Origin of the sequence: Paraburkholderia caledonica NBRC 102488, from assembly GCF_000685095.1 — a bacterium.
GTDB classification, from domain to species: Bacteria; Pseudomonadota; Gammaproteobacteria; order Burkholderiales; family Burkholderiaceae; genus Paraburkholderia; species Paraburkholderia caledonica.
On the sequence record NZ_BAYE01000005.1, the window covers coordinates 12996 to 39069 of the forward strand.

Annotated in this window: 22 protein-coding genes; 9 read left to right on the plus strand and 13 right to left on the minus strand. The window is 62.9% G+C overall.

Translation table 11 applies throughout. The features are described 5' to 3' along the window. Window positions 1-45 precede the first annotated feature (45 nt). Both BCA01S_RS11855 and BCA01S_RS11860 read left to right on the plus strand, forming a co-directional pair. Window positions 46-1482 (plus strand): aspartate aminotransferase family protein, encoded by a 1437-nt coding sequence (locus BCA01S_RS11855; protein ID WP_027777065.1) that lies wholly within the window; start codon window positions 46-48, stop codon window positions 1480-1482. A 171-nt stretch (window positions 1483-1653) separates the two neighbouring features. Then, window positions 1654-2115, plus strand: coding sequence for a tellurite resistance TerB family protein (locus BCA01S_RS11860; RefSeq protein ID WP_027777066.1), 462 nt, complete (start codon window positions 1654-1656; stop codon window positions 2113-2115). Here the strand turns inward: BCA01S_RS11860 and BCA01S_RS11865 are convergent. Further along, window positions 2088-2969 carry a LysR family transcriptional regulator gene (locus BCA01S_RS11865; protein ID WP_027777067.1) on the minus strand — a complete coding sequence of 294 codons (882 nt, stop codon included), beginning with the start codon at window positions 2967-2969 and terminating at the stop codon, window positions 2088-2090. The genes BCA01S_RS11860 and BCA01S_RS11865 overlap by 28 nt on opposite strands. A 132-nt stretch (window positions 2970-3101) precedes the next feature. Here BCA01S_RS11865 and BCA01S_RS11870 point away from each other — a divergent pair, with 132 nt between their 5' ends. Together BCA01S_RS11870 and BCA01S_RS34785 are read left to right on the plus strand one after the other, a co-directional pair. Further along, window positions 3102-3854 carry a TerC family protein gene (locus BCA01S_RS11870; RefSeq protein WP_027777068.1) on the plus strand — a complete coding sequence of 251 codons (753 nt, stop codon included), beginning with the start codon at window positions 3102-3104 and terminating at the stop codon, window positions 3852-3854. A gap of 10 nt (window positions 3855-3864) precedes the next feature. After that, window positions 3865-4071 (plus strand): TFIIB-type zinc ribbon-containing protein, encoded by a 207-nt coding sequence (locus tag BCA01S_RS34785; protein WP_244145934.1) that lies wholly within the window; start codon window positions 3865-3867, stop codon window positions 4069-4071. Between the two features lie 74 nt (window positions 4072-4145). Here the strand turns inward: BCA01S_RS34785 and BCA01S_RS11880 are convergent, their stop codons facing one another. Then, window positions 4146-5543, minus strand: a complete 1398-nt coding sequence (locus BCA01S_RS11880; protein ID WP_027777069.1) for an MFS transporter — start codon at window positions 5541-5543, stop codon at window positions 4146-4148. A 382-nt stretch (window positions 5544-5925) separates the two neighbouring features. Between BCA01S_RS11880 and BCA01S_RS11885 the strand changes: the two genes are divergently transcribed. Continuing rightward, a complete protein-coding gene (locus tag BCA01S_RS11885) occupies window positions 5926-6879 on the plus strand; it encodes a 2-hydroxyacid dehydrogenase (RefSeq protein WP_027777070.1) in 954 nt (317 codons plus the stop codon). An 88-nt stretch (window positions 6880-6967) separates the two neighbouring features. Continuing rightward, window positions 6968-7867 carry a LysR family transcriptional regulator gene (locus BCA01S_RS11890; protein ID WP_027777071.1) on the plus strand — a complete coding sequence of 300 codons (900 nt, stop codon included), beginning with the start codon at window positions 6968-6970 and terminating at the stop codon, window positions 7865-7867. A gap of 57 nt (window positions 7868-7924) precedes the next feature. Here the strand turns inward: BCA01S_RS11890 and BCA01S_RS11895 are convergent, their stop codons facing one another. After that, window positions 7925-8716 (minus strand): phytanoyl-CoA dioxygenase family protein, encoded by a 792-nt coding sequence (locus tag BCA01S_RS11895; protein ID WP_027777072.1) that lies wholly within the window; start codon window positions 8714-8716, stop codon window positions 7925-7927. A gap of 201 nt (window positions 8717-8917) precedes the next feature. On the opposite strand from BCA01S_RS11895, the gene BCA01S_RS11900 reads away from it, so the two are divergent. Further along, complete coding sequence (locus BCA01S_RS11900; RefSeq protein WP_027777073.1) at window positions 8918-9829, plus strand: MBL fold metallo-hydrolase; 912 nt, start codon at window positions 8918-8920, stop codon at window positions 9827-9829. Window positions 9830-9964: 135 nt separating this feature from the next. Further along, window positions 9965-10897 carry a LysR family transcriptional regulator gene (locus tag BCA01S_RS11905; protein WP_027777074.1) on the plus strand — a complete coding sequence of 311 codons (933 nt, stop codon included), beginning with the start codon at window positions 9965-9967 and terminating at the stop codon, window positions 10895-10897. A gap of 48 nt (window positions 10898-10945) precedes the next feature. Here the strand turns inward: BCA01S_RS11905 and BCA01S_RS11910 are convergent, their stop codons facing one another. From BCA01S_RS11910 to BCA01S_RS11960, 10 genes are all read right to left on the minus strand, one after another. Further along, a complete protein-coding gene (locus BCA01S_RS11910; protein ID WP_027777075.1) occupies window positions 10946-13972 on the minus strand; it encodes an ATP-binding protein in 3027 nt (1008 codons plus the stop codon). A 113-nt stretch (window positions 13973-14085) separates the two neighbouring features. Beyond that, window positions 14086-14601: a DUF3331 domain-containing protein gene (locus tag BCA01S_RS11915; protein ID WP_027777076.1), complete on the minus strand. Its 516-nt coding sequence runs from the start codon at window positions 14599-14601 to the stop codon at window positions 14086-14088. A gap of 72 nt (window positions 14602-14673) precedes the next feature. Then, window positions 14674-15663, minus strand: a complete 990-nt coding sequence (locus BCA01S_RS11920) for an MBL fold metallo-hydrolase (protein WP_027777077.1) — start codon at window positions 15661-15663, stop codon at window positions 14674-14676. 11 nt (window positions 15664-15674) lie between these two features. Then, window positions 15675-17402, minus strand: coding sequence for an FAD-dependent oxidoreductase (locus tag BCA01S_RS11925; RefSeq protein WP_027777078.1), 1728 nt, complete (start codon window positions 17400-17402; stop codon window positions 15675-15677). Between the two features lie 83 nt (window positions 17403-17485). Then, window positions 17486-19099, minus strand: coding sequence for an alginate export family protein (locus tag BCA01S_RS11930; RefSeq protein ID WP_169740524.1), 1614 nt, complete (start codon window positions 19097-19099; stop codon window positions 17486-17488). Then, complete coding sequence (locus tag BCA01S_RS11935) at window positions 19089-20039, minus strand: VOC family protein (RefSeq protein WP_027777080.1); 951 nt, start codon at window positions 20037-20039, stop codon at window positions 19089-19091. The genes BCA01S_RS11930 and BCA01S_RS11935 overlap by 11 nt, the downstream gene beginning before the upstream one ends. A 138-nt stretch (window positions 20040-20177) precedes the next feature. Further along, entirely contained in the window at window positions 20178-20456 is a 279-nt protein-coding gene (locus tag BCA01S_RS11945) for a DUF1427 family protein (RefSeq protein WP_027777081.1), read from the minus strand. Window positions 20457-20479: 23 nt separating this feature from the next. Continuing rightward, window positions 20480-21121: an HD domain-containing protein gene (locus BCA01S_RS11950; RefSeq protein WP_027777082.1), complete on the minus strand. Its 642-nt coding sequence runs from the start codon at window positions 21119-21121 to the stop codon at window positions 20480-20482. Window positions 21122-21446: 325 nt separating this feature from the next. Continuing rightward, window positions 21447-22916: a mechanosensitive ion channel family protein gene (locus BCA01S_RS11955; RefSeq protein ID WP_027777083.1), complete on the minus strand. Its 1470-nt coding sequence runs from the start codon at window positions 22914-22916 to the stop codon at window positions 21447-21449. A 62-nt stretch (window positions 22917-22978) separates the two neighbouring features. Beyond that, window positions 22979-24850 (minus strand): amidohydrolase, encoded by a 1872-nt coding sequence (locus tag BCA01S_RS11960; RefSeq protein ID WP_027777084.1) that lies wholly within the window; start codon window positions 24848-24850, stop codon window positions 22979-22981. 365 nt (window positions 24851-25215) lie between these two features. Here BCA01S_RS11960 and BCA01S_RS11965 point away from each other — a divergent pair, with 365 nt between their 5' ends. Then, window positions 25216-25734 (plus strand): Dps family protein, encoded by a 519-nt coding sequence (locus BCA01S_RS11965; RefSeq protein ID WP_027777085.1) that lies wholly within the window; start codon window positions 25216-25218, stop codon window positions 25732-25734. The last annotated feature ends 340 nt before the right edge of the window (window positions 25735-26074 follow it).

Here is a 26074-nt window from a genome sequence, read left to right on the forward strand (position 1 = left end):
CCGAACCCGAACGCGAACGCAGACGTGAGAAAAACCGGAGGCATTATGAGCTACAGAACCGAAGAGATCGCCTACGTGCAACCTGCCGAACCTGCGGCAGGCGCACGCACCGCGCAGCAACGCACCACCGCGGAATACCGCGCGCTGGATGCCGCTCACCACATTCATCCGTTCTCCGACATGGGCGCGCTCAATCGCAGCGGCAGCCGCGTGATCGTGAAAGCCCACGGCGTGTACTTGTGGGATTCGGAAGGTAACAAGATCATCGATGGCATGGCGGGCTTGTGGTGCGTTAATGTCGGTTATGGCCGCAAGGAACTGGCCAATGCGGCGTACAGGCAAATGGAAGAACTGCCTTACTACAACACGTTCTTCAAAACCACTCACCCGCCGGTAATCGAGTTGTCGGCTTTGCTCGCGGAACTCGCGCCGGAGCCGTTCAATCAATTCTTCTACTGCAATAGTGGGTCGGAAGCCAACGATACGGTGCTGCGTATCGTCCATCGATATTGGGCGACTCTAGGCAAACACTCGAAGAAGGTCGTGATTTCGCGCAAGAACGGCTACCACGGCTCGACGATCGCAGGCGGTACGCTTGGCGGCATGGGCTATATGCACGAGCAGATGCCGTCGAAAGTCGAGAACATCGTGCATATTGATCAACCTTATTTTTTCGGCGAAGCAAATAGCAGTCAGACACCGGAAGATTTCGCGCTTGCCCGGGCGCAACAGCTCGAAATGAAGATCCTGGAAGTTGGCGCACAAAACGTGGCTGCGTTTATCGGTGAGCCTTTCCAGGGTGCGGGCGGCGTCATCTTTCCGGCGTCCACATACTGGCCGGAAATTGAGCACATCTGCCGCAAGTACGACGTCCTGCTAGTCGCGGACGAAGTGATTGGAGGTTTTGGCCGCACCGGGGAATGGTTCGCTCATCAACTTTTCGGCTTCCAGCCCGATCTGATCACAATGGCGAAAGGGCTGACGAGCGGTTATGTACCGATGGGCGCCGTCGGCCTGAACGACCGCATCGCCACAGCGATTATTGAAAACGGCGAGTTCAATCATGGTCTGACATATTCGGGCCATCCGGTGGGCGCCGCCGTTGCGGTAGCAAATCTCAAACTGCTGCGCGACGAAAAGATTGTCGAGCGCGTCAAGACCGATACGGGACCCTACTTCCAGAAGAAACTGCGCGACACCTTCGCGCACCATCCGATTGTCGGTGAGATTGCCGGTGCCGGACTGGTGGCGGGATTGCAGCTTGCGGCAGAACCCGCATCGCGCAAACGCTTTGTCAATGGTGGTGATGTGGGCGGCGTTTGCCGGGACTTCTGCTTCAATGGCAATCTGATCATGCGCGCGAGCGGCGACCGTATGCTGCTGTCGCCGCCTCTCGTCATCAGCAAACAGGAAATCGACGAGCTTGTTTCGAAGGCGAAGAACGCGATCGACGCGACTGCAACGCAACTCGGCATTTCATGACGCAAGCCTTACCTGCATGCAACTGGAGGCGACCGGTGCCGCGATTAACAGCAACATGAAGCATCGGTTTTTCCGAACCACAAGTTCGCTATTAACAGGTTTATCCGACTTGGGTATTGCCGCAGACTGGGTTCACTTCAACACGGACATCGCCTACCAAAGGACCCGATCATGCGAACCTATCCGCGTAACAGCCCCCAGGCAGCAGCACGTATCGTCGCGCTGGCCCTCACTTCGGACGGCCACGTATGCAGTTCGGAAGAACGCGTGCTGGAAAAGCTGGACATCGCGGGCGAACTCGGTCTCGCGCCGGCCCAATTCGCCGACATCGTGCAGACGCTCTGCGAGGATCGCTCGATTGCGCAGATGTCGTCCTCGCCTCCAATGGGCCGTCTGGACGCCGCCATGCTCACGACACTCATCGATGAAATCGACGATCCCGTCTTGCGCCGCAAGATCATTCGTTTATGTGTTGCGGTAACGGTCGCCGACGACTATCTGGCCGACGGCGAAATTGCGCTGCTCGCTGCGGTCTTCAACGCATGGGGACACGACCTGAAACCGGCCGCGGGCCGCGCGGGGCTTAAGTGGCCTGCGTCGCGCGCTCATGGTCGTGCAGTGGCCACCACCTGAGAAGCCAGCGCATGATGCTGGCCGCGGCGCGAGCGGATGGCGTGGATCTCATCGATCACTCCGTCCGCGCGGCCGAGCCAGCGCAGGCCGCGCAGTAGCGACAAATCTTCCGCACCCAGTTCAGCGAGCGGAAATACGCCCAGACCGCGCGCGGCGAACACAGCCATCAGCGCGCTGTCCTCGAATTCGCCGACGACGCGCGGCCGGATGCCCTGCGAGTCGAACCAGCGGTCGAGCCGCCCACGCAACGCGCCGTGGCGCGTCGGCAGTAGCACTGGCAAGTCGGCGAGGCACTGCGGAAACCCCGCGCGCGCCGATTTGCGCGCGATTTCAGCCGGACCGTACCAGTCCACCGGCGAACCGGCGAGCCGCTGGCTCACCACGCGCAAGTCGGAATTATGCGGCGCCGGTTGACATGCGAGCACGAGATCGAGCCGGTGCAGTGCGAGTTCGGATAACAACTGCGCGTGCTCCCCTTCATGACACAAGAGCCGGAGCGACGGCGTGCCTAGCACCGGCGCGAGCAGCGCATGCGCCGCCAGCTTCGAAATACCGTCGGACAGACCGACCGCCAAGCGGGCGACGCCCTCGCCGCCCGCCTCGCGCATGTCATCGAGCAGCGCCTCACCGAGCTGAAAGATCTGCTCGGCGCGACTAAACGCGCTCTCGCCGGCTTCTGTCATCGCGACGCCTCGACCGGCGGGCTTGAGCAACTGACGCCCGATGGACTTCTCGAGTTCACGCACCTGCGCGCTGATGGTCTGAACGGCCATATCGAGCCGCTCTGCCGCGCGCGCAAAGCCGCCCTCCTTCACGACGACCCAGAAATAGTACAAGTGACGGTAGTTGAGCATGTAGGTGGTCCGCGACGATGAACTTCGGAAAAACCGATCTATCGCTCAGATTAACACTGGTTTATCCGATCATCGAGTGCGGCGATCATGATCGTTATTCCACCGTCATCCATTTATAAGCAGACGTACACCATGGACACCCTGCTCACACTCGCTGCCGACCCTGCCGCGTGGGTTGCGCTCCTCACGCTGGTCGTGATGGAGATCGTGCTCGGCATCGACAACCTAATCTTTATCTCGATCCTCAGCAACAAGCTGCCTGAGGCGCAGCGCGCTCGCACGCAGCGTCTTGGCATCATGCTCGCGCTAGGGCTTCGACTCGGGCTACTCGGTACGGTTGCCTGGATCGCGCAGTTGACCGCGCCCGCCATTACCCTGCTCGGCCACGCGTTCTCGTGGCGCGATCTGATTCTGCTCGGCGGAGGTCTTTTCCTCGTGTGGAAGGCAACGCGTGAAATGCATCACCACGTGGTTCACGCGGAAGAGCAACGCAGCAACGCAGGCAGCACTGTGCAATTGACCGTCGCCGGCGCAATCGGCCAGATTCTGGTGCTCGATATCGTGTTTTCGGTAGACAGCATCATCACGGCTGTCGGCATGACCGACCATATGCCGATCATGTTTCTCGCGGTCATTAGCGCTGTTATGGCGATGCTTTTCGCCGCTCGTCCGCTGTCGCAGTTTATCGAGCGCAACCCGACCATTGTGACGCTCGCATTGAGCTTTCTACTCGTGATCGGCATGACGCTGATTGCGGAGGGCTTTGGAACGCATGTGCCGAAGGCCTACATCTATGTGGCGATGGCGTTCTCCGCGTTCGTCGAGGCGGTGAACATGCTGGTGCGCCGCGCGAAAACCAGACGCGCAATCGGTATCGGCGAATAACTGCCGCAGCGTGTGGCTGGACCGTGGCGAGCTCGACAAGCTGATCGCGCAAGACACCGCGGAGACCAGCTTGCGCGGTGCGGCGAGCGCAAGCCGCCATGACCGCCAGGAGCATGACCGAGCTTACGGCGGTGACCGCCGGTACGAAGATCATCGCTCGGGCTATCGAACGCAAAAGAAGAAGCGTTCGATTTTCGACGTGTTCGATTTCGACTAAGCGCTCACCACATTTTTCGAGCATAGCTCCGACGTAGTGGTCGCGCAGGTCGCCTGCGGCCACTACCCACGCTCCTATTTCGACTTCCCGTCGGCGCCATCCCCACGGCCCGCGGCAATCGGTTCGATCACGCTGAAGAGCAGCAGCAGGCACAACAGCGCGGTGCCGACCATATAAAGAAACACGCTCGTCCAGCTGTACTTGTCGAGCAGAATGCCGACGACCAGCGGCGCGCATGCGCCGCCAATCTGGCCCACGCAGTTCACGATACCGAAGGCCGCCGGATAGGTGGACTTCGTTGCGAGTCCCATCGGATAGGCGGAATAGCCTGCGAAGCCGATGCCGAGCATCAGGCCCGCCAGTATCAGCGCGACCCCGAGATACGCGACGCTGTCGGGCGCGTCGATCAGCAGAAGCATCATCAGCATGGTGCCGAGCGCGCCGAGCATCATCATCGGCTTGCGGCGGCCACCCAGCAAACGGTCGGAGATCACGCCGCCCAGCATGTTGCCGGCCACCGCACCAATGAATGGCGCCGATGCGAGGAAGCCCATCTTGACAGAAGCAAAACCTTTGACGGTCACGAGATACGTCGGCATCCACGACATAAAGATATTGCTGATCCCGATCATGCAACCGTAGCCGATCGCGACGCCCAGGATATTCCATGAACCGAACACCTGCCGGATCGTCTCGAGTTGAGCAACACGCCTTGTACGATTGAACGCATCCAGATACGGAATATGCGCGACCTCGTTGCGCCGCGATGCGTTCCCGCCGTGGGCCTGGCGCGGCGTATCATCGGCGATATAGCGTTGCTCGGCCTCGGAACAGAAGCGGTTCTCGCTCGGCGAGTTGGTCACCGTGAACATCCAGACTATGGCGAGCAGAATGCCTGGCACAGCGAATACATAGAAGATTTCTCGCCATCCCCACAACTGGATCACGACGATGCATACCGACGGTACGATCAGAGGACCGAGCTTCGACGCCGCAATCCAGAGTCCCGTCGCCGTGCCCTTCTCTTTTGCGGGAAACCAGCGGTTGATCACGTTCGTGCAGCCGATACCCAGCGGGCCTTCCGATAGACCCAGACCCACGCGGTATGCCTGCAACAGGAACACCGACGACGTGGTACCCATGAGACCGGTAAACACCGACGTGAGAATCATGAAGATCGAAAACAGAAAGCCGGTGGTCTTTTCGCTGAGCCGTTTATAAAGCAGGCCGACCGGTATCTGCACGAATCCGTACGCAAAAGAAAATAGACTCACGATCAGTCCGGCCTGCGTGTTCGTAATGCCGTATTCCTTTTTCAGGTACGGCAATGCAATGCCGAAATTGGCGCGATCGGCGCAGGCAATGGCCCAGATGCAAAAGATCAGCCCCATAACGATCCAACGGTGGCCGGTACGCTTCTCCGCGACCGGCTGCGCTTTCGCGCCCGCGACGACACCCTCCGCATTGTTCATACCGGTCCCCTCGCGGTGTTGCATCGGGCTAGGGGCGTAAAAGCAATGGGCGCGATACGGCGGCACGTTTTCACGTTTGTCTCCAATGTGCTTGAAACTTATTTCCCTTCCCTGCTGGGAAGTGGGCGAAGGAACGCTCCTTCTGACGGTTTTGATTCTGGCCGCCGTGCCATACGCCGTCCAATCTTTTCTCGCTATTGATTGATGCCGGAATTGAATCGATAGCGCTCGGCCTTCACGCGTCGATCCGTGGATCAACTGATAGCGTTTTGGGATTGGACGCGGCGCATGAAAAAGCCCATCATCCGCCGACATTGCGACTGGATGCGTCGCCGGTTACGGCGCCGCGACGACCGCCGACTACAACAAAGGAGCACACGGAGTGAAACCGAACATTCTGCAATTGAACCCGATTCTGATTCCCGCAATCAACGACACGCTCGCCTCGCTCTATACCGTGCATCGCCTGTTCGAACAGAGCGATAAAGACGCGTATATCCGCGAGCACGGGCAGTCGATCAGAGGCGTGATCACCGGCGGGCATACCGGCATCGCAAACGACATGATTCAACGCTTGCCCGCGCTCGAGGTGATTGCGGTGAACGGCGTGGGCACCGATGCGGTGGACCTCGAATTCGCGCGTTCGCGCGGCATTCCAGTCACGGCAACGTTCGGCGCCTTGACCGAAGATGTCGCCGACCTCGCCATCGGTTTGATGCTCGCGGTGTGCCGCGAAATATGCACGGGCAACGAGTTCGTCAAGTCGGGCAACTGGCAGAAGAATCCGCATCCGGGCGCATTGCCGTTGTCGCACCGTCTGAGCGGAAAGCGGGTGGGCATCGTCGGGATGGGTAAAGTCGGTCGCGCAATTGCACAACGCGCTACTGCATTCAATTGTCCGATCACGTACACCGACTTGCGACGCATGGACGATGTCGCGTATCCGTTCGTTGCCGACCTGCTGTCGCTCGCGCGCGGCTGCGATTTTCTGGTGCTGGCGGCCGCCGCAGACAAGGCGCAAGGCATCGTGAATGCCGCGGTGCTCGACGCGTTGGGCAAGCACGGTTACCTGATCAACGTGGCGCGCGGCAAGCTGGTGGTCGAAAGCGATCTGGTGGACGCGTTGCGTGGCGGCGTGATCGCGGGCGCGGGTCTCGACGTGTTCGTCGACGAACCGAATGTGCCGTCCGCGCTCTTCGAGATGGACCGTGTCGTGCTTCAGGCGCATCGCGCAAGCGCCACGGTCGAATCGCGCACGGCGATGGGTGAAATGGTGCTCGCAAGTCTCGCGCAGGCACTGGCTGGGCAACGTCCGGAAGGCAGCCTCACGACCTGACGCTGCGGGTTTCCTGTCATGGCTGGATCGAGCGAGAGCGCGCGCACCTATAATGACCGTCGACTCCCCCATCCATGTCGATACAAGAATGCTCGATCTCGGACAAGTGCGTTGCTTCGTTGCGGCGGCGACAGAACTGAACTTCAGGCGCGCGGCTGCGCTGCTGAACATGACGCAGCCGCCGCTCAGCAGACAGATCCAGTTACTCGAAGACAACCTGGGCGTGATGCTCTTCGAACGCATTGGCCGCACGGTCAAGCTGACAACGGAAGGCCGTGTTTTTCTCGCGGACGCCACGCGTCTGCTCAACCTCGCCGAGCAGGCCGAAAGCACGGTACGGCGCGCGAGCAAGGGCAAAACCGGGCGCGTGCGTCTTGGCTTCACCGGCGCGGCAGGCTATGAACTGATTCCCGAATTGCTGGTGGCGGCAGCTGACGTGCTGCCCGAGATCGACGTGGTATTGCTCGAACTGGTCTCGGCCGCGCAGATCGAGGCGTTCGCCGCGAACACGATCGATCTCGGCTTTCTCCGGCCGTTGCCATCCAGGCAAAAGCTCGAGTTCCTTCTCGTCGACGAAGAGCCGTTGATCGTCGCGCTGCCGAAGCGGCACATGTTGTGTCAATTCGAGCAGATCGCATTGAAGCAACTCGACGAGCAGCCGTTCATCATGCATTCGCCCACGCAAGGGAAGTACTTTCACGACCGCATCATGGGCATGCTCGCGACGGAAGGCGTGAACCTGAACATCGCGCAGTACATCGATCAGACGCCCACCATTCTGTCGCTCGTGCGCGCGGGGCTGGGCGTTGCGATTTTGCCCGCGTCGGCGCAGCGGTTCCATTACGACAACGTGGAATTCCGGTTCATTGCACAGCATTCCATCCAGGCTGAGATGAGCATGGCCTGGCGAGCGGATCAGGACAATCCGGCCGTTATTGCTTTCCGGTTAATGGCTGCGGAGTACTTCGCGCGGAAGGCGCGGGGCTGATTTTTCGGTCCGGCATCCGCGCCTCCCAACGCATCAAACGAAACTAAAAAACGCCGGTCAATAAGCAAACTTCCGATAGTGCTCGGCGCCCGGTGCGGTATCCAGTTCTTCGACCCGCGGCATATATCGCAACAACCGTTTGCCCCGCGCGCTCAACTGGTCGTAGACAGCCGCAGGTACGTCGATATGCACTTCGGGCCGAAAGTACCAGCTTCTGCTGTAACCGATCACCACCATCGGACGCGGCATGTCGGTTTTGTTCGGCGTGCCGCGATGCAGCGCCCGCACGTCGCGGATCATCACATCGCCCAGCTTCATTGGAATCGCCTGCAATGGGACGCGCCCTTCGCGCCACGCCTGCAACGCTTCCTCCGAGCGCATACGATGCGTGCCGAGCGTGGTCTCGAACGGACCGTTTTTCAGCGTGACATCGCATAACGGGAAGTTCACTGCCAGCTGGAACGAAGGCGTTTCGGGCTCCCCGTCGAACAGCGCCGGCGTGTCGCGGTGCACGTCCTGATAGGCGGAGCCGTTGAGCGGCGTGTCGGTGGCGAGTTGGCACATGACAGGATCTTCGCCCGCCACGCGCTCGACTATCGCGAGCAAGTCCGCATCGCAAAAGATGGTTTCGTCGGCAAACACGCCGGTAAACGGCAGCGTGATGTAGTGCCGGTTTTCACCGCGTACAGCCGTCGCTTTCGACGCAAGCCGCTCGTCGAGCAACGGTTTGAAAGCCTCGGCCCATGCGCGAAGCTTTTCGGCCGGAAAATGGTTTCTCAATACGACCATTCCGTCGCGTTCGAAGGCCGCGGCGAACTCGTCAAGCTGGTCCTCTGAATAGCGTCCCACATTTGTCTCCGTGATTTCTTGTGCGGACTTCAAATGTACCGCGTCGTGGACGCGCTGTCTTGAGCGTTGAAAAAGTCGCACGCGTTTGCGCACCGTTTTTGCAGCGCCGCGCAGCACATGTCGACATAACGGCATAACGGGCGCGGCCGGGTATATGGCTTGCGCCAGATTGCGGAACCTTCCCGCTCTGGTAGAAAAGCGATGATCGTGCACCATCTGAACTGCATTTCCACCTGTCCTTTGGGCGGCCGCCTGATGGACGGGCGCACCCGATCGCTCGCCGAGCGTGGGCTGCTTACCTGCCACTGCCTGCTTGTCGAGACCTCCGCGGGACTCGTGCTGGTCGACACCGGCTTCGGGCTGCGCGACGTCGCCGATCCGCGCTCGCGCATCAGCCGTTTCTTTCTCGGGCTCGTGAGTCCCGATTTCCGCGAGGAGATGACTGCAATCCGCCAGATTCAGCGTCTCGGCTTCGATCCACGCGACGTCACGCATATCGTGCTGAGTCATCTGGACTTCGATCACGCCGGCGGTCTCGACGATTTTCCGCATGCGACCGTGCATATGTTGCAGGTGGAGCGCGATTACGCGTTCGAGCAAAAGACGTGGATGGACCGCCAACGTTTTCGTCCACAACAATGGTCCACTTCCGGGAACTGGCGCGTATATCAGGCAAGTGCAGGCGAAGCGTGGAACGGCTTCTCGCGAGTGCAGCAGCTCGACGGACTGCCGCCTGAACTGCTCGTCGTGCCGTTGCGCGGACATACGTTCGGACATGCGGGAATTGCCGTGAACACGACCGGCGAGCAATGGCTTTTCAACGCTGCCGACGCCTACTTCTATCACGCGGAGATGCACGCAAAGCCGCATTGCACGCCGGGGCTTCGCATGTATCAGTGGATGCTGGAGAAGGACCGCACTGCGCGTTTCGACAATCAGCGGCGCTTACGTGAACTCGCGCTACGCGAGTCCGCTGTGACCGTATTCTGCAGTCACGACGTAACCGAGTTCGAACGGCTCGCGAAGCGCGCTGCAAATGAGCCTGCGCAGAGGCCGGGACACGTGCCCGCCGCCATGCAAGCTTCGCTGTCGTCAAACGGTCGCATTGCATGACGGGACGAGAAGCGGGACGGTAAGCGGAAAGATAAGCGCAAAGATAAGCGCAACGGCGCGACCACCGCGAGCGCGATGAAATCCAGTATGCTGGGCGCTTCAGCTATCCGGCCCAGATGGATTTCACTCTTCGCCATGAACCTTTCCTTTGAAGTTCTCCAGGTACTCGACGCCGTCGATCGAACCGGCACCTTTGCAAGCGCCGCCGAAACGCTGCATAAGGTGCCTTCGTCGCTAACCTATCTCGTGCAGAAGCTCGAGCTGGATCTTGGCGTCAAGCTGTTCGACCGCAGTGGCCGGCGCGCCACCCTCACGCATGCGGGACGCGTGGTCGTCGAGGAAGGCCGCCGTCTTCTGGCCGCGGCGGAAGACCTGGAATCCAAGGCAAAGCGCATCGAGCAAGGCTGGGAGTCCGACGTGTACGTCGCCGTCGACGAAATCATTCCGTTCGCGCTGCTGTGGGATCACGTCGACGAGTTTTACGGGCTGAAGCTCGACACGCGCCTGCATCTGTCCAAAGAAGTGCTGGGCGGTTCGTGGGATGCGCTGCTTACACGCCGTGCCGATCTGATTGTCGGCGCCGCGGGCGATCCGCCGCCAATTCCGAATCTCGTCGCGAAGCCTATTGGCTCGCTGCGGCACGTGTTCGTGGTGGCGCCGCAGCACCCGCTTGCTTCGTTGCCCGGGCCGCTTACGCTCGATGTAGTCGCACGGCATCGCGCGGTTGCGATCGGCGATACGTCGCGCGATCTCGCACCGCGCACCATTGCGCTTGCGACTGATCAGGAAGTGCTGACCGTGCCCACGCTCGAAACGAAGCTCGCCGCGCAATTGCGCGGGCTTGCTGCGGGCACGATTCCGGAGTGCCTCGCCATCGACGCGCTCAGGCGCGGTGAACTCGTCCAGAAAGAAGTGCTCGGCATGCGTGACGTTACGCACTTTTATCTGGCTTGGCGCGACGACGAGACGGGTAAGGCACTGCGCTGGTGGGTCGAGCGGCTGGACCAGCCGGATCTGATCGACAAAGCCGTGCAACAGCAGATGCAGCAGACGCAAGTCAACGCGTGACATGGCGAAAGCCATGCCACGCAGTGCGATCCAACCGCTCGGTGCAGGCTAGCGGCCTTCGCTGACTTTCTGCCGCGTACGCTTCGGCAGACGCGGGCTCAGATGCGGGTTCAGATGCGGATTCAAACGCAGATCCACATCGCCCTGCCTCTCCACGCATGGCGGCACGACCCGGGACGCAACTCTCGCGGCATCGAGCAGGTGTTGCGCGGCCGCGAAGTCCTCGAGATCGCGCCCCTGGCTGAGCCTCGCGCACGCGGATTCGACGAGACGCACCGCATCGGCAGCGCGCCCTTGCGCCCACCACAACTGGCCGAGACTCGTCGCGGCGCGCAATTGCAACGACCGGCAACCTTGCGCGAGCGATTCCTCCATCGCGGCGGTCAGGCACGCCTCGGCATCCGTGACGAGCTCGCCACCGGGCGGCGAGCCCGCAGCGCCGAGCAAAAGCAGCTCGCCGTGCGCGCGCCGCAGTTCGACCACATACCAGTGATCGCCGCTTTCGTCGCACTGCGCCAGGGCTCGCGTCACCGCCGCGATTGCCTCGTCGCGTCGCCCGGCGCGCCCCAATGCAAGACCGTACCGCGCGACGAGCATCGCGCGTTGAGCACCGTACTCCAGCGCGTCGAGCTCGTCGAGAGCAGCGCGAAACGCGTTCAGCCGCACGGGGCTCACGTCGTCGAGCGAGCGCAGATACTCGTCGAAAGCGCGGCCGCATGCCTGCGATACACCGAGACCCGTACGAGCCGACACATCGCGTAGCAACGCAATGGCCTCAGCCGCGCGCTCGCGTTTGCCCGACAGCAGCGCAAGCGGGATCTCCGCTTCGACCAGCACGTAGCAGGTGACGATGGCCTGGTCTTGCGCACACGCGCTCGCGACACAGGCTTCGGCCAGATCGAGCGCCTCGTCACGCGAGCCCTGGAACCACAGCAGACGCGCAAGCGTGGCGCGCCCCACCACGCCCTGATCGATCGACTGTCCGAGCGGCAAGCCGTGCTGCAGCGTGTCGGTTTGCTGAAGAAACCGTTCGAGTGACGCGCGCGCCTGTTGCTGGTCGCCCGCGTAGTGCGACGCGATGCCGAGAAGGCGCGAAGCAAGAATGTCGTTGCTTGCGTCGCCCGTCTGCGCCGCGAGCGACGCGAAACGATGCGCGAACGCAAGCGCATTTCGCGCCGCGCCTGAAGACTGGCTCGCGTTCCACATACCCCACAACGCGCGCGCTTCGAATGCATGGTCACCGAGCGCGATTGCCAGTGCGAGCACCTCGGCCCAGATCGCGAGCGTTTCACGGTTCGGTCCGTTCACATAGACGAGCGCCGCACCGAGCGCGGCGAGCAGTTGCATGCGAACTCGCAGATGCCGCGTGGAGCCCGAGCCGCCATGCGTTTGCGCAACGCTGTCGAGCGCGCGCCGCGCCCACGCGCAGCATTCGTCGACGAGTGACAGTTCGTACAGCAGCGCGACCACTTTGACCGCGAGCTTCTCTGCGAGCGCGTCGTCGCCCTTCGACGAAAGCGCCCAGCCGAGCGCCGCGCGCAGATCGTCGAGCCATTCGCGCATACGCGAATGCCAACGGTCGGCGTCGGCCTCCTCGGAGCGTGCTTCGGCCGACATGTAGCGCTCCAGCAAGCCCGTGAAATAGCGCGCGTGATTGAGCGTGACCGCACGCCGCTCGCCGTTGTCGTCGAGCTTTTGCAGTGCGTAGGCGCGGGTGGTTTCGAGCAGCCGGTAGCTCGCCCGGCCGCGCTCCACGTTGGCGACGACCAGCGATTTTTCGACGAGGCCCGACAGCGCGGCGATCACCTCCTGTTCGCGCAAGCCGATGTCCGTCACGACGCTGATGGCCGCGTCCATCGAAAAGCTGTTGACGAAAATGCCGAGCCTGCGCAGTGTTGCGCGCTCCGCGTCGTCGAGCAGCCCGTGGCTCCAGTCGAGCGTGGCCTTCAACGTCTGATGCCGGGGCAGCGCCGTACGATTGCCGCCCGTGAGCATATTGAAGCGGTCGTCGAGATGATCCGCGAGCGTTTCTATGCCGAGTATCGCCGCGCGGGCCGCCGCCAGTTCGATTGCGAGCGGGATGCCGTCCAGCCGGCGGCACACCGTGCCGGTCAGCTGGATGCTTCGCTCGTCGGACGATAAGCGCGCGTCCATCGCGCGGGCACGTGACATGAACAGCTGCACGGCGCTGCATTGAAGCACGTGTTGACCTTGATCGTCGTGCGCGGGAACATCGAGCGAGGCGACCCAATACAAATGCTCTTCGGTGACGCGCAGCGGCTCACGGCTCGTTGCGAGAACACGCACGCCAGGGCCCGCATTGAGCAGCGCCTCGGCGAGTTCCGCAGCCGGGCCGAGCACATGCTCGCAGTTGTCGAGCACGCACAGCACGCGCCGTTCGCCCCACTCCCGGCTGACCCGCGTAAGCGTGAGCGGACCGCTCGCCTTGCTCACGCCCACGCTCGCAGCGAACATCGCGAGTACGCTGTTTGCGTCCGACGTGGATGCCAGCGAGACCAGATAGACGCCGTCCGGATAATGGTCGAGCAGAGCTCGCGCGACTTCGACTGCGAGGCGTGTCTTGCCGATGCCGCCCGCGCCGAGAAGCGTGACATGCCGCGCCGACGCGAGCGTGCGCGCGACGTCGCGCAGCGCCCCGTCGCGGCCGATCAGCAGCGAAAAACTCGCGGGCAGATTGTGTGGCACCTGACCGGCGGAACGTACCTGCCGGTCATCGGCCACGCGGGAATCGGGTTGACTGACGTCGTTGGCGGGAGCCAGCGGCGACTGCCTTGCGACGAGCCTGTAGCCCCTGCCCGATACGGTCTGGATGAGTCCGCGGCTTTCGCCGAGCACCTTGCGCAGCGCGGACATATGAACCTGAAGATTGTTCTCTTCAACGATCGTGTCGGGCCACACCTCTTTCAACATGTCGTTCTTCGACACGAGCTCGCCCTTCGCGGCGATCAGCACGGCCAGCATGTCGAATGCGCGGCTGCCGATGCGCACGGGTTGTCCGTCGAGAAGCAGTTCCCGACTGGCAAGGTCCACTTGAAGAGGTCCGATGCGAATCATGAGGCGGTGTCCAGGACGCAACCGGTGGAGAAGCTGCCGGGCAATAGCAGCCCGGCGATGAGTCCCCGAAGTCTAGACTAACCGCAACTTCGCATGCGCGGAAAAAACTGAAGCTATCGTTCAAAATTTTTGTATTGAACCAGCGGGTGCTGCAGGTCGACGACCGACGCCAGGATCATCGCGGCCGCGTTGACCGGGACTGCGCTGCGCACCCTCGGTTTGTAGATCAGATCGTTACGGCGGATCGTCGCCCCGCTCACCGCGCAGCGTCCCTTCAGTCTGGCGCGGCAACTGATCCACACCTGGTCCGCGTAACGGCACAGCGTGGCGTCCTGCCAGAGGACGGCGATTGACGTCTCGGACAGGCGCTCGATCACCTCGACCTGCCGGTGCCGCGACGGTCCATTGGCAGCCTCGCGCGCAAGCGGCGGCGCAAGATAGGCTTCGCCTTCCGCTTCGCCGCGATAGCCGGCAAGGAGCCGCTTGATCACGTGACTCCATACCGGCGCAAGGCTCTCGTCGTGCGTGGCCGCGTGATCGTCGCGCGCTATGCGGCAAGCGTCATGATGCACGCCCGCTTCGTGCCTCGCTGCATTCGTGCATTGCTTGGCGGGGGATTCGATGTGCATCGTGATTCTCCTCAAAAGTTGGCGCAGCGCCCATAACAGAAGTGGCTGGGAGCGTCGCCCGGCCACGCTGCCTCACTGAGCCGGCGCCGCTTCGTAATTGACCGGCACCCAGTCGTACGTGTTGCCGTTCTGTCTGATGTGCCCGAGGCCCGGAAAGGCGATATGCGCGGCGCCGATCAGATAGCGCTCGCTCGCAGCGAGTTCGAGCGCGCTGCGTCGCGAACGTTGGGCCGCGGCGGCATCGGTGTCGTATTCGACCGATGCCGTCGGGTTCTGCAACTGGATCGCCGCCACATGCACAATGTCGCCCCACACGAGCAGACGATTCGCGCCGCTCTGCACCAGATAGCCGGTGTGGCCGGGCGTATGTCCATCGAGCGCGACGGCGCGAATGCCTGGGTCGAGCTCGACATCGCCTTGAAAAGGCTTGAAGCGGCCCGCCGCGATATAGGGGGCGACGCTCGCACTGGCAGCGTCGAAGAAAGTGCTGAGAAAGGCCGGCGCTTTGGACTTGTTGGCGGGGTTCAACCAGTAGTCGGCTTCGGTTTGGCTCACGCGCACGACGGCATGAGGAAAGGCCATTGCGCCGCTCGTCGCGATGCCGCCCACATGGTCCTTGTGCAGATGCGTCAGCAGCACCTCGTCGATCTGTTCCGGCCGATAACCGGCCGCGCTCAGATTGGCGAGCAGCTTGCCGCAACAATCGCCATACAACACGCCCGCGCCGGAGTCGACGAGAATCAGCTTCGAGCCGGTGTTGATCAGGAACGCGTTGATCGAGCCTTGCACCGGCGCCTGCAGGAAATCGCGATCCAGGTCGCGCGCAATCTCCGCCTTCGGCACATCTTCGATCACGGTGTCGATCGGAAACGGATGCGTGCCGTCAAGCAGCGCGGTCACTTCGAAGCCGCCGAGCATGATCCGGTAAAAGCCCGGGCCTTGAGTCCTGACCTGAGGCGCGGCGCCAAACGCCACGCCGCTCCACAGGCTCGTGACGACGCTCAATAGCAGCACGCAGCAGGCCGCCGCATGGAGAGTTGCGCTACGTTGAATCGACTTCATCGTCTGCTCCGTCAGGGGTTGGCCGCGAGCTTCGTCGACTGGCTCAGGTACGCATGAATCTGGGCGACGACGGCCGCGCCGTCGCCGACCGCGGCGGCGACACGTTTCGCGGAGTCCGAGCGCACGTCGCCGACCGCGAACATGCCCGGCACACTGGTTTCAAGCGGATAGTGCGCACTGGCCGCCGACGCGCCCTGCCCGCTTCTCGCCATGCCGGTCAAGAGAAAGCCGCGATTGTCGAGTTCGACGCCGCTTGCGGCGAGCCAATCCGTTTTCGGCTCCGCGCCGATAAAGAGAAAGAGATGCCGCGAAGCCAGGACTTCCTCTTCGCCGCTCGCTTCGTGACGCACGCGAAGATGCGTGAGACCTGCTTCGTCGCCTTCGAGCGCGCGCAGCGTGCAGCCGGTGCACAACGACACATTTGGCAGCGAGCCGATGCGGTCGATCAGATACTTCGACATGCTCGCGTTGAGGTCCTGGCCGCGAATCAGCATGCGGATGCTGCGCGCGAAGTTCGCGAGAAACACCACGGCCTGGCCCGCCGAGTTGCCGCCTCCCATCAGCACGATGTCCTGGCCTTTGACGAGCTTCGCTTCGATGGTCGACGCCCAGTAATACGTGCCGCGTCCCTCGAAACGTTCGAAGCCCGGCACTGTCGGCTTGCGGTATGCGGCGCCGCTCGCCACCACGACCGTGCGCGCGCTGATGCGCTGGCCGTCGACGAGCGTCAGCACGAACATCCCGTCTTGCCGCGTTACTTCGGTGACCTTGCCGGGAATCGCGAGGTGCGCGCCGAACTTCAGCGCCTGCTGGAACGCGCGCGCGGCGAGCGCCTGCCCGGAGATGCCGGTGGGAAAGCCGAGATAGTTTTCAATGCGAGAGCTCGCGCCGGCCTGGCCGCCGGGTGCGCGCTGATCGAACACGGCCACCGAGAGTCCCTCGGTGGCCGCATAGACCGACGCCGCCAGTCCGGCCGGACCCGCGCCGACGATCGCGACGTCGTATCTGTGCGACTGCTCGAAGGTCGGCACGAGTCCGAGGCACGACGCGAGTTGCGCCTCGTCCGGCGCACGCAGCACATGCCCGTTCGGGCAGAACACGAGCGGAAAGTCGCCGGGGCCGGTCGTCATGCCGCCGAGCAGGGTCACGGCTTCGGGATCGGAACGCGCGTCGATCACGGTCGCCGGATACGCATTGCGCCGCAGGAAGCCTTGCAGGCCGACGAGGCGTGCGTCGTCTCCGTTACCGACGATGATCGGCCCGAGCCCCTGCTCGATCAGTCCGAGCCGACGCAGAATCAGCGCGCGCATGATGTGCTCGCCGAGTTGCGCATCGGCGACGATCAGCGCTCGCAGACGCTCCGGCTCGATCACGAGCGTCTCGGCATCGGTCAGAGCGAGGCCGTCGATCAGCGCGGGCTTGCCGGAAAGCTGCGCCATCTCCGCCATGAAATGGCCGTCGTCGTGCTCGGTCACGAGCGTCGAGCGGCCGAAGCTGTCGCGCGAAAAGATCCGCACGCGGCCATGCAGCAACACGAAAAGCCCCAGCGCGACCTGCCCGGTCTCGAAGATCAGTTCGCCTGCCTTGAAGTTCATCGGCCGCGCGAAGCGGCGCAAGCTTTGAATCTCCGCAGGCGACAGACGTGGGAACATCTGATGTTGCCGGTATTCGAGCGACGAATACGGGAACTCCAGCTCGGACGGTTGCGCCACATCGGGCGATAGACCGGAAGTGCTCATAACGATGACCTTTGTTTTCGTGACGGCCTCAATCGATTTGATCTCGGCCGCTACCTACCCGCTGCCCACCCGCGACCTACCCGCTACCACCCGAACTTCAGTTCCGCACCGACGTAGTCGGCGTTGCGCGCGCCGAGTTCGCGCAGCGACGGTCCCACCTGAAAATGCACGGCTTCGAGCGCCGCCGCGAGATTCGCGGTGACTGCCCAGTCGGCGCGCAACTGGGTATAGAAACCTGTCCAGCGCGAGCCGTGTCCCGCCGTGCCAGGCACGACCGCCGAGCCTTGCTGGTAGACGGCGTCGGCGGTGGTCTCGCGCCATTGCAGGCCAACGCCTGCGAGCAGCGAGAGCTTGCTCGTCGGCTTGATGATCAGCGACGGCTTCACGTGAATCAGGTTCGTATAGCCGGTGTAGCCCGCAAGCGCGAAGTAGTAGCCGTTCGGAAAGAGCGGATTGAAGGTGCCGACGCGACCATCGCCAGGATGGGTGTCGCCCGAAGCCGCATCCACCTGAATACCGACGCGCGGTGTCCACGGCGTCGACGCGAACGTATAGCCCGCGAGCGAGCCGACCGCCCACGCGCCGATCGTCTTCGTGCCTACATGCCCCGACTGATACATCGTCTCGATGTCCCAGTCGACGTGGTTGAGCGTGCCCGAATAGCGTGCATCGAACACATCGCGGTGCTCGTCGCCGGTCGCGTCGAGAAAACGCGCGTTGCTGCGGTTGTAGCGCGAGTAGTACGCGGATACGTCGCCCGGGCCGACCGCTTTGCGCTCGACGCGCACGCCGCTGAACGTCAGATGCCGGTTCGACACGTCGTCGAAATCGCTGTTGTTGCGGTATTGCACCGGCTGCGTCGCATACGCGATCCAGCGCCACAGACCTGTCTCGTAGTCGGCCCAGATCGCGTCGAAGGCCTGGCGCACATTCGGGCCGTCGCGCACGGAGATGAAGCGCTGCAAGTCGAACGCCATCTCCTGACGACCGAGCCGGAACTTCACGACGCCAGGGCCGAGCGGCTCGACGATAGCGACAAAAGCCTGGCGCAAGTCGAGCGGATTCTTGTCGACCGGGGTGACATTGTCCTTGCCGTACGGATGAGCGTCCTCGAACTGGGTGAAGATCTGCACGTGCGGACCGAGGTGTACGTCCGCATGCACTTCGAGGCGTTGCAGCAGATACGCATCGTCGTGCCCCGCGCCGAGACCGAAGAGCGGCGCGTCGTTCATTTCGAGCCGCTCGCGCAGCACGACGCCGAGCGACACGTACGCGTCGGGATTGCCGAACAGCGGAATGTACTTGAGCGAGTCGAACGGGCGCTTGGGCACGCAAGGGTTCGCAAGCGCCGACCAGTTTTCCTGCCAGCGGTTGAACATCACCGTCGGGCGCGCGCACGAGGTGCCTGCTGCCGGAGCGCTTATGGCTGCGGTGTCGTCGGCGCCGCCAAGCGCGGTGTCGGCTGCCATCGCCGGCAGTGATGCCGTGAGCCCCGCGGTAAGCCCCACCGTGAGCCCCGCAGCCGTGAGCCGTGCGCTCAGCCTGGCCTTGACGCTCGCTGCGGGTCGCTTGCCGAGCAGCCACGCACCCAGCGCGGCGCCCCGCCCAGACCGCGCTCGCGCGGCTCGCCCTGACGGACGCGGCCGACGCGGCCCCACTGTCAGCAGCGCTCTGATTGCGCGCGCTTTACCGGCCATCGTGCACTTCGGCGATATATCCGCCCGGGAATTCGAGCACTGCCGTCTTGCCCGATGCACTGTTATACGGCGCATAAACCACCTTGGCGCCGGCCGCCTGCGCACGCTGCAGCGTCTGTGCAAGGTCGTCGACCCCATAGCCGGTCGTTTCGCGGCCGAACGGGAACGGCAGCTTGCCGTCGGTGACGAACACCACCATGCGGCCAAAGCCCGAAGCGATGCGAATCTCGCGGATCGTTTCGCCCGGGCGGCCGATCACGCCGGCGTCGGCGCGCGGATTGTCCGAGACGATCTTGCCGTGCGAAAAGTGCAGCCAGCGGCGCACGAAGTTGTTCGCCTCGTAGCGCGACACATATACGCGATTATCCGGCACGCTCTGCAGCGGCGCATAGTTCGGCGCCTTCGTGTGCCAGTAGAGCTGCATCGTCAGACCGCCCGGCCACTGGATGATCGCGTCCTTGCCGATGGGGTCGTCGAAGCTGTCCACGAGCACATCCGCGCCCGCCGCGCGTGCGGCCTTCACCGCCTGATCGATGTTCGTGACCAGATAACCGGTGCGCTCATTGCCGAACGGATACGGAACCGGCGTTTCGAAGCCGAATACCGACAGCATGCCGACCGGCGTCTGCACATATTGCGACGCGGTCTTGCTGGGCGTCGGCGTGACAGTGAATACCGCGCGAGGCGACGCCTTGCCGCCGAACGTCGCGATAAAGCTGTTGACGAACGCGTCCAGATCCGCCGACGCAACATACACGTGCGTCGTGTCGTATTGCGGACCGACCGACACATCCGGCTGGCGCGCGGCAAGCGCGGTATTTGCGGTTGCGACTTCGGGCGGGCCGGCATCGGCGCGAGCGGAGGTGAGCGGCGCGAGGCCGATCAGCAACGCGGCGGATACTGCCGCGAGAGGACGGAAACGCTGAAGCAAATGGAACATGTGATCTACCTGATGATGTTGGAAGAATTCGAGTGCAATCCGGATCCGCTGGATACGGTTGCACCAGGGACCGGGCAAGCGGTTGAGCCGAGGCTCTGAGTCATGGCTTCAGATCAGGACCTGCGCCTCGATCTGCAATCAACCGCCCTGTTTCGTGGCGCCGGGCGCGCCCGGCTTTTGCGCGGAACTGTCAGGCATCGGCGCGGCAACCGGCAATGTCGACGAGGGCGATGCCGCCTCCACCGCCGCGCTCTGTGAGAAGAGCTGTGCCTTCACCACAGGTATCGCGTGTTCGCCGAGCACCATGCCGAGCAGGCCGGCGAGCGCGATCAGCGGCGGCGCCGGCGACTGCACCTTGAGCAGCCAGTAGAGGAGTCCGACGCCGAAGCCGACTCCCAGTGAAATGATGTAGCCCATGCCAATCTCCTATCGAGGCCGGGTCAGTTCGGCCATTCCGAACCAAGCACCAGCCCGCAAAAATTCAGACGCCGGTAATTCGGATCCCATCGGTCGAGCACGTCGGCGTTGACCGTGCCGAACGTCGTTTGCGGACGATGTTCCATGCCGCGCGCGTATTCCTCGAGAATCCGCTTCTTGAAACCCACTTCGCGCGGACACGCCTGCACGATTTCGTCACGCTCGTCGACGGCGTATTCGTCGTAGCGCGCGCCGCGCACGTCCATCTGCACGCCCGCGGCGAGCAACGCGACGAGCGGCGTGAGATGCTCGGGAATGCCCGGCGTCGTGTGCAATGCAATCGCCATCCATACTTCGTCGATCGCGCTTGCCGCCGCCCGATGCTCGCGCATGAAATCGCGCGCGGCGTTCGCGCTATCCACTTCGTAGCGGCACGACGAACGCCGATGCGCGCTATTCAGGCCCACGTTATGAAACATCGCGCCCACATAAAGCAGTTCCATGTCGAAAACCATGTTCTCGCGATAGCCAGTCAGCGCACCGAACAGAAACGCCCGCTGCGCGTGATGGAACATCAACGCAGACTCGGTCGCGCGAATCCGTTCGGTTGCCCCACGGGCCATCGCACTGTCGGGCATGTCGATGCCCGCAATGGTTTTCTTCATGTCACCTCCTCCATATGCCGATCGCCGGCGATCTGCGCGGGCCTCGTCACCAGCGGGCCCTCGTTTGCGCACGATGCCTACGAACGCGCGAATTCCAGCAGGTCAAGCTGCGTGCGGTGCAAAGTCGCGAAGATACTCACGTGAAACTCCTTTTTTCATGTTGTTGCGTGATGTTGCTTGTTATTCGCGCCTGCTATCCAGAGCCCATGGTGGCTCTGAACGGGCCGCCGTTCGATCCCATCCAGCGTACCGATTGCCGTCGATAAATGCCTTGGCGCGACCTTAAAAAGCCTTAAGCGAAAGCTGAATTCGAATGGCCCGCCCCTCACAGTGCAAGCTCGTGAAAGCGCCGCACGCCATCGCGGATCCATTGCAACAGGCCGCCGCTGCCTTCGTCCGCGGTGGCAGATGTCGCAAGCAGCATCTTTTCGCTTTCGTGATGGACCGAGAGCAACCGGCACATTTCGCGCGCGACTTCCGGGCGCCGCGCGAGGATCGGAGTAAGCGCGCTTTTGTCGAGCCGGAACACCGTGGCGCGCGTGAGCGCGCGCACGACTACCCCGGTTCTCACGCCGGCGAGTATTCCCGACTGGCCCACCGAGTCGCCTGGCGCGAGCCTGCGCAATTCAGCCTCGCCGCCGTCTTTCTGCACGACGGCCTTGGCAACCCCGCGCGCGAGAATGTGCAACTCATGCCCGCCTTCGTCGGCGGCGGTATAGATCGTGTCGTCGACATCGAACTCGTGCAGCGTCAGTTGGCCGGCGAGCTCGGCGATCTCCGCGTCGTCGAGCGTCTGGAAGATCAGGACGTTGCGCAACAGCCGCTGCTTTTCGTCCGTGGGCTCGCCCGTGGGCTCGGCTACGGACAATGGCCGCAACACCACGCCGCGCGACAGCAGATGCCGGTGCGCGAGGTCATACAGATCGTTGCGCACGCCGATCTTCTTGTTCCATGCGTCGACGTAGCACACGATCTCGTACTCGATCGCGTCGTTGGTGGCGCGCTTCACGCTCACGAGCGGCTTCGGCTCGGCGAGCACCTCCGGAGAACTGGCGGCGGCGTGCATCAACGCCTGCAGGACGGTCGCCGGACGAATCGACGGTTTCACCGGCAGCAACACGCTCACGCCATGCGTATGCATCGGCTGGTTCGCGTTGACGATGTTCGTGCGTGCCGCCACGCTGTTCGGGATCACGACGATGTTGCCCTGCCCGTTCAGCAGGCTTGTCGCGCGCCAGTTGCTTTCCACCACCTTGCCTTCCACTTCGCCGATGGTGATCCAGTCGCCTATGCGGAACGGCTGCGTCGCGTTCAGCACCACGCCGGAAAACACGTCGTTCAGCGTACTCTGGATCGCGAGGCCCAGCACCACCGCAACCGCTCCGGAAGTGGCAAGCAGCCCGCGCACCGGCAACTGCAACACGAACGCGATCGCGCCGACCGCAGCGGCCAGAAACACGAGAGCACCGAGCACGTCTTGAAAGAGACGCTCCTTGTGCCAGGTCACGGGCAGCACCATTCGATCGAGCACGACGGTCACGAGCCGCGCTCCCTGCAGCCACCAGATCACTTCGAGAATCTGCGCGAGCAGATGGCGCACGGGCTCCGCGCCCCACGGCGCCTCGCGCAGCGGATTCATGCCGTGCGTGAAGAGCACATAGCTCGACAGGCCAAACATGATCACGCGCAACGCGAGCCGCGCGTTCGCGTTGCGGCGGCCCATGAAGCGCCATGCGAGGAAGTCGAGAACCAGAATGCCGAGCCCATAGAGCACGCCATCGGTCAGAGTCGGCATAGTGATTCCCGCTTACAGCAAGGCACGATGAAGATCAGGCAAGTAGAGCAGCGCGCAGCGCGTCAGAACGCGAAGCAGCTGCAGCCGAGCGCACCCCAGAAGCCGTTCGAATCGCTGACGGGCACGTTCTTGCGCCATGCCCAGCCATGCGCATGCGCATGCACGCCGCACAGATTCACGCAGCCGTCCACGCAGGCGACGGCGGTCGGCTTATAGCGGCTGTAGCCGCCGAACTCCGCCACCGGCGACCAGGACGGGCTCACTGGCAGATCGGGCGGCGCGAGCGGCGCGAACTCGTCGGCCGCATAGACGACCTTGCCGCCCACCACCGTCATTACCGATTCGAGGTATTTGATGCTGGTTTCCTCGACGCTGAAGTAGTCGTCGCTCAGCACAGCGAAGTCGGCGAAGTGGCCCGGCATGAGCGCGCCCTTGCGGTCGTCCTCGTTCGAGAACCAGGCGCTGCCGACCGTATAGCGGCGCAACGCTTCCATGCGATCGAGCTTGTTCGCGCTCGCATACATTGCCGTGCCGCCAACCGTCTTGCCCGACACCATCCAGTACAGCGACACGAACGGATTGAAACTGGCGACGCGCGTGGCGTCCGTGCCCGCGCCGACCGGCAGACCCGCGTCGAGCATCTGGCGGATCGGCGGCGTGTGCTTGACTGCCTCTTCGCCGTATTGCTGGATGAAGTACTCGCCCTGATAAGCCATCCGGTGCTGGATCGCGATGCCGCCGCCGAGCGCGCGCACCCGCTCGATGTTCTTCTGCGTGATGGTCTCGCAATGGTCGAAGAACCAGCGCAGACCGTCGAACGGAATGTCCGCGTTCACGCGCTCGAACACATTGAGAAAGCGCTCGATCGACTCGTTGTAAGTGGCATGCAGACGGAACGGCCAGCGGTTCGCAACGAGCAACCGCACCACCGCCTCGAGTTCGACTTCGAGCGTGTCGGGCAGATCGGGTCGCGGTTCCAGGAAGTCTTCGAAGTCCGCGGCGGAAAAGACCAGCATCTCACCCGCGCCGTTCACGCGCAGGAAGTCGTCGCCTTCGCCGGGCTTCGTCATCTTCACCCACTTCGCGAAGTCTTCGATTTCCTTCTTTGCGTTCTGCGTGAAAAGGTTATAGGCGATACGCACGGTCAACTCATTGTGCTTCGCCATTTCCATGATGACCGCGTAGTCATCCGGATAAGCCTGATAGCCGCCGCCCGCGTCGATTGCGCTCGTCACGCCGAGCCGGTTCAACTCGCGCATGAAGTGACGTGTGGAATTGCGCTGGTCTTCCAGCGCGAGCTTCGGGCCTTTGGCGAGCGTCGCGTAAAGCAGGCCGGCGTTGGGCCGCGCGATCAGCATGCCGGTCGGATTGCCGCGCTTGTCGCGCTGGATCTCGCCGCCCGGCGGATTGGGCGTGTCTTTCGTATAGCCCACCGCTCGCAGCGCCGCCGCATTCAGAAGCGCGCTGTCGTACAGATGCAGGATGAAGACCGGTGTATCCGGCGCGATCGCGTTGATCTCTTCGAGCGTCGGGCCGCGCCGCTCGGCGAACTGGAATTCGTTCCATCCGCCCACCACGCGAACCCACTGCGGCGCAGGCGTACGGGCCACCTGCTTGCGCAACATGTCGAGCGCGTCCGCGAGCGACGGCACGCCGTCCCAGCGCAACTCCATGTTGAAGTTCAGACCGCCGCGAATAATGTGCAGGTGCGAGTCGTTCAGACCCGGAATGACCGTGCGGCCTTTCAGGTCGACATGGCGAGTGGCGTCATTCACGTGACGCATCACGGCATCGCGCGAGCCAGCGGCGATAACGCGGCCATTCGCGACGGCGAGCGAATCGGCGAACGAGCGCTTCTCGTCCTGCGTCGCGATCTTGCCGTTGAAGAAGACGACCTCGGCCGGGGTGAATCCGGGTGACAGGTCTTTGGACATGGCGGGCTCCGTGAGAGAAAGGACAGGCAGGCTGATGAGACGTGCCGCGCTCGCCTGGATGGCGAGTCGAACTGGGAGGCAGTCTATCGGCGGCGCTTTGCCAGGTCCTTGTCGAAGCCCTTAATAGTTCTTAATGACAGTTCTTAATGCTGGTTTCTGAGGCTGGTTCCTGAGGCTGGTTCTCAAAACGGGTTCCTGTCGCGTCCGCGAAAACAATCGCGGCGAGTGGCGCACGCGCCTCAGAAGTTTTCATTATTTTTGCAGGACTTTATGCACGCGCTCTTCCTACACTGGCTGGGCGCTCAATGGGCATATGAATGGGCACGCTCGCAGCGCCACCCACCACCCTCGATCAAGGACTCGCCATGAAAGACCCAAAGCAGGCAGCGGCGCATCGCGCGGCATCGCTCAGGACGCCGACCCGCCTTACCGAAGACGCGACTCGTGACATCGCCGCCGCATTGACCACCCTGCTCGCCGATGTATTCGCGCTGTATCTGAAGACAAAGAACTTTCACTGGCATATGTCCGGGCCGTACTTCCGCGACTATCACCTGCTGCTCGACGACCAGGCGAACCAGATCTACGCGACGACCGATCCGATCGCGGAGCGCGCCCGCAAGATCGGCGGCAAAACGCTGCGCTCGGCCGGCCACATCACGAAGCTGCAACGTATCGCCGATAACGACGCCGATTTCGTGACGCCCGGCGACATGCTCGCGGAACTGCGCGAGGACAACCTGGCGCTCGCCGGCTATATGCGCGAAACGCATTCGTTGTGCGATGAATACGGCGATGTCGCGACTGCGAGCCTGCTCGAAAACTGGATCGACGAAGCGGAGCAGCGCGTGTGGTTCCTGTTCGAGTCGGGACGCCACGACTGATAGCGCACTGGCCTCTCTCGCACACGCCACTGGCGGCACAGGTTCAGTCACCCGCCTTAACAACAATTAAGCAATCTGAAAGTACGGGAAATATTCGCGCCCGTAGCATTCGCAACTCTGCGATGCCGCGTCGCGTTGCGCCGGCACGCACATCACAACGTCACACGCACGGAGAAAAAATTTGGCCAACTCATCCGCAATTCCATCGGCGAACCGCCGCCAGTTGCTCGCAGCAGGCGCAGGCGCGGCCGTAGCCGCTATCGCAGCGCCGGGCGTCGCGCTAGCGGCAACGGCCGGCGGCAGCAGCCATGCGGGCAATTCTTCTCACTCAAAGCACGGA

Bases quoted from the DNA above. Each gene is read 5' to 3' on its own strand.
- BCA01S_RS11855 (WP_027777065.1), top strand. From the start codon at position 46: ATGAGCTACAGAACCGAAGAGATCGCCTACGTGCAACCTGCCGAACCT.
- BCA01S_RS11860 (WP_027777066.1), top strand. From the start codon at position 1,654: ATGCGAACCTATCCGCGTAACAGCCCCCAGGCAGCAGCACGTATCGTC.
- BCA01S_RS11865 (WP_027777067.1), bottom strand. From the start codon at position 2,969: ATGCTCAACTACCGTCACTTGTACTATTTCTGGGTCGTCGTGAAGGAG.
- BCA01S_RS11870 (WP_027777068.1), top strand. From the start codon at position 3,102: ATGGACACCCTGCTCACACTCGCTGCCGACCCTGCCGCGTGGGTTGCG.
- BCA01S_RS11880 (WP_027777069.1), bottom strand. From the start codon at position 5,543: ATGAACAATGCGGAGGGTGTCGTCGCGGGCGCGAAAGCGCAGCCGGTC.
- BCA01S_RS11890 (WP_027777071.1), top strand. From the start codon at position 6,968: ATGCTCGATCTCGGACAAGTGCGTTGCTTCGTTGCGGCGGCGACAGAA.
- BCA01S_RS11900 (WP_027777073.1), top strand. From the start codon at position 8,918: ATGATCGTGCACCATCTGAACTGCATTTCCACCTGTCCTTTGGGCGGC.
- BCA01S_RS11905 (WP_027777074.1), top strand. From the start codon at position 9,965: ATGAACCTTTCCTTTGAAGTTCTCCAGGTACTCGACGCCGTCGATCGA.
- BCA01S_RS11910 (WP_027777075.1), bottom strand. From the start codon at position 13,972: ATGATTCGCATCGGACCTCTTCAAGTGGACCTTGCCAGTCGGGAACTG.
- BCA01S_RS11915 (WP_027777076.1), bottom strand. From the start codon at position 14,601: ATGCACATCGAATCCCCCGCCAAGCAATGCACGAATGCAGCGAGGCAC.
- BCA01S_RS11920 (WP_027777077.1), bottom strand. From the start codon at position 15,663: ATGAAGTCGATTCAACGTAGCGCAACTCTCCATGCGGCGGCCTGCTGC.
- BCA01S_RS11925 (WP_027777078.1), bottom strand. From the start codon at position 17,402: ATGAGCACTTCCGGTCTATCGCCCGATGTGGCGCAACCGTCCGAGCTG.
- BCA01S_RS11930 (WP_169740524.1), bottom strand. From the start codon at position 19,099: ATGGCCGGTAAAGCGCGCGCAATCAGAGCGCTGCTGACAGTGGGGCCG.
- BCA01S_RS11935 (WP_027777080.1), bottom strand. From the start codon at position 20,039: ATGTTCCATTTGCTTCAGCGTTTCCGTCCTCTCGCGGCAGTATCCGCC.
- BCA01S_RS11945 (WP_027777081.1), bottom strand. From the start codon at position 20,456: ATGGGCTACATCATTTCACTGGGAGTCGGCTTCGGCGTCGGACTCCTC.
- BCA01S_RS11950 (WP_027777082.1), bottom strand. From the start codon at position 21,121: ATGAAGAAAACCATTGCGGGCATCGACATGCCCGACAGTGCGATGGCC.
- BCA01S_RS11955 (WP_027777083.1), bottom strand. From the start codon at position 22,916: ATGCCGACTCTGACCGATGGCGTGCTCTATGGGCTCGGCATTCTGGTT.
- BCA01S_RS11960 (WP_027777084.1), bottom strand. From the start codon at position 24,850: ATGTCCAAAGACCTGTCACCCGGATTCACCCCGGCCGAGGTCGTCTTC.
- BCA01S_RS11965 (WP_027777085.1), top strand. From the start codon at position 25,216: ATGAAAGACCCAAAGCAGGCAGCGGCGCATCGCGCGGCATCGCTCAGG.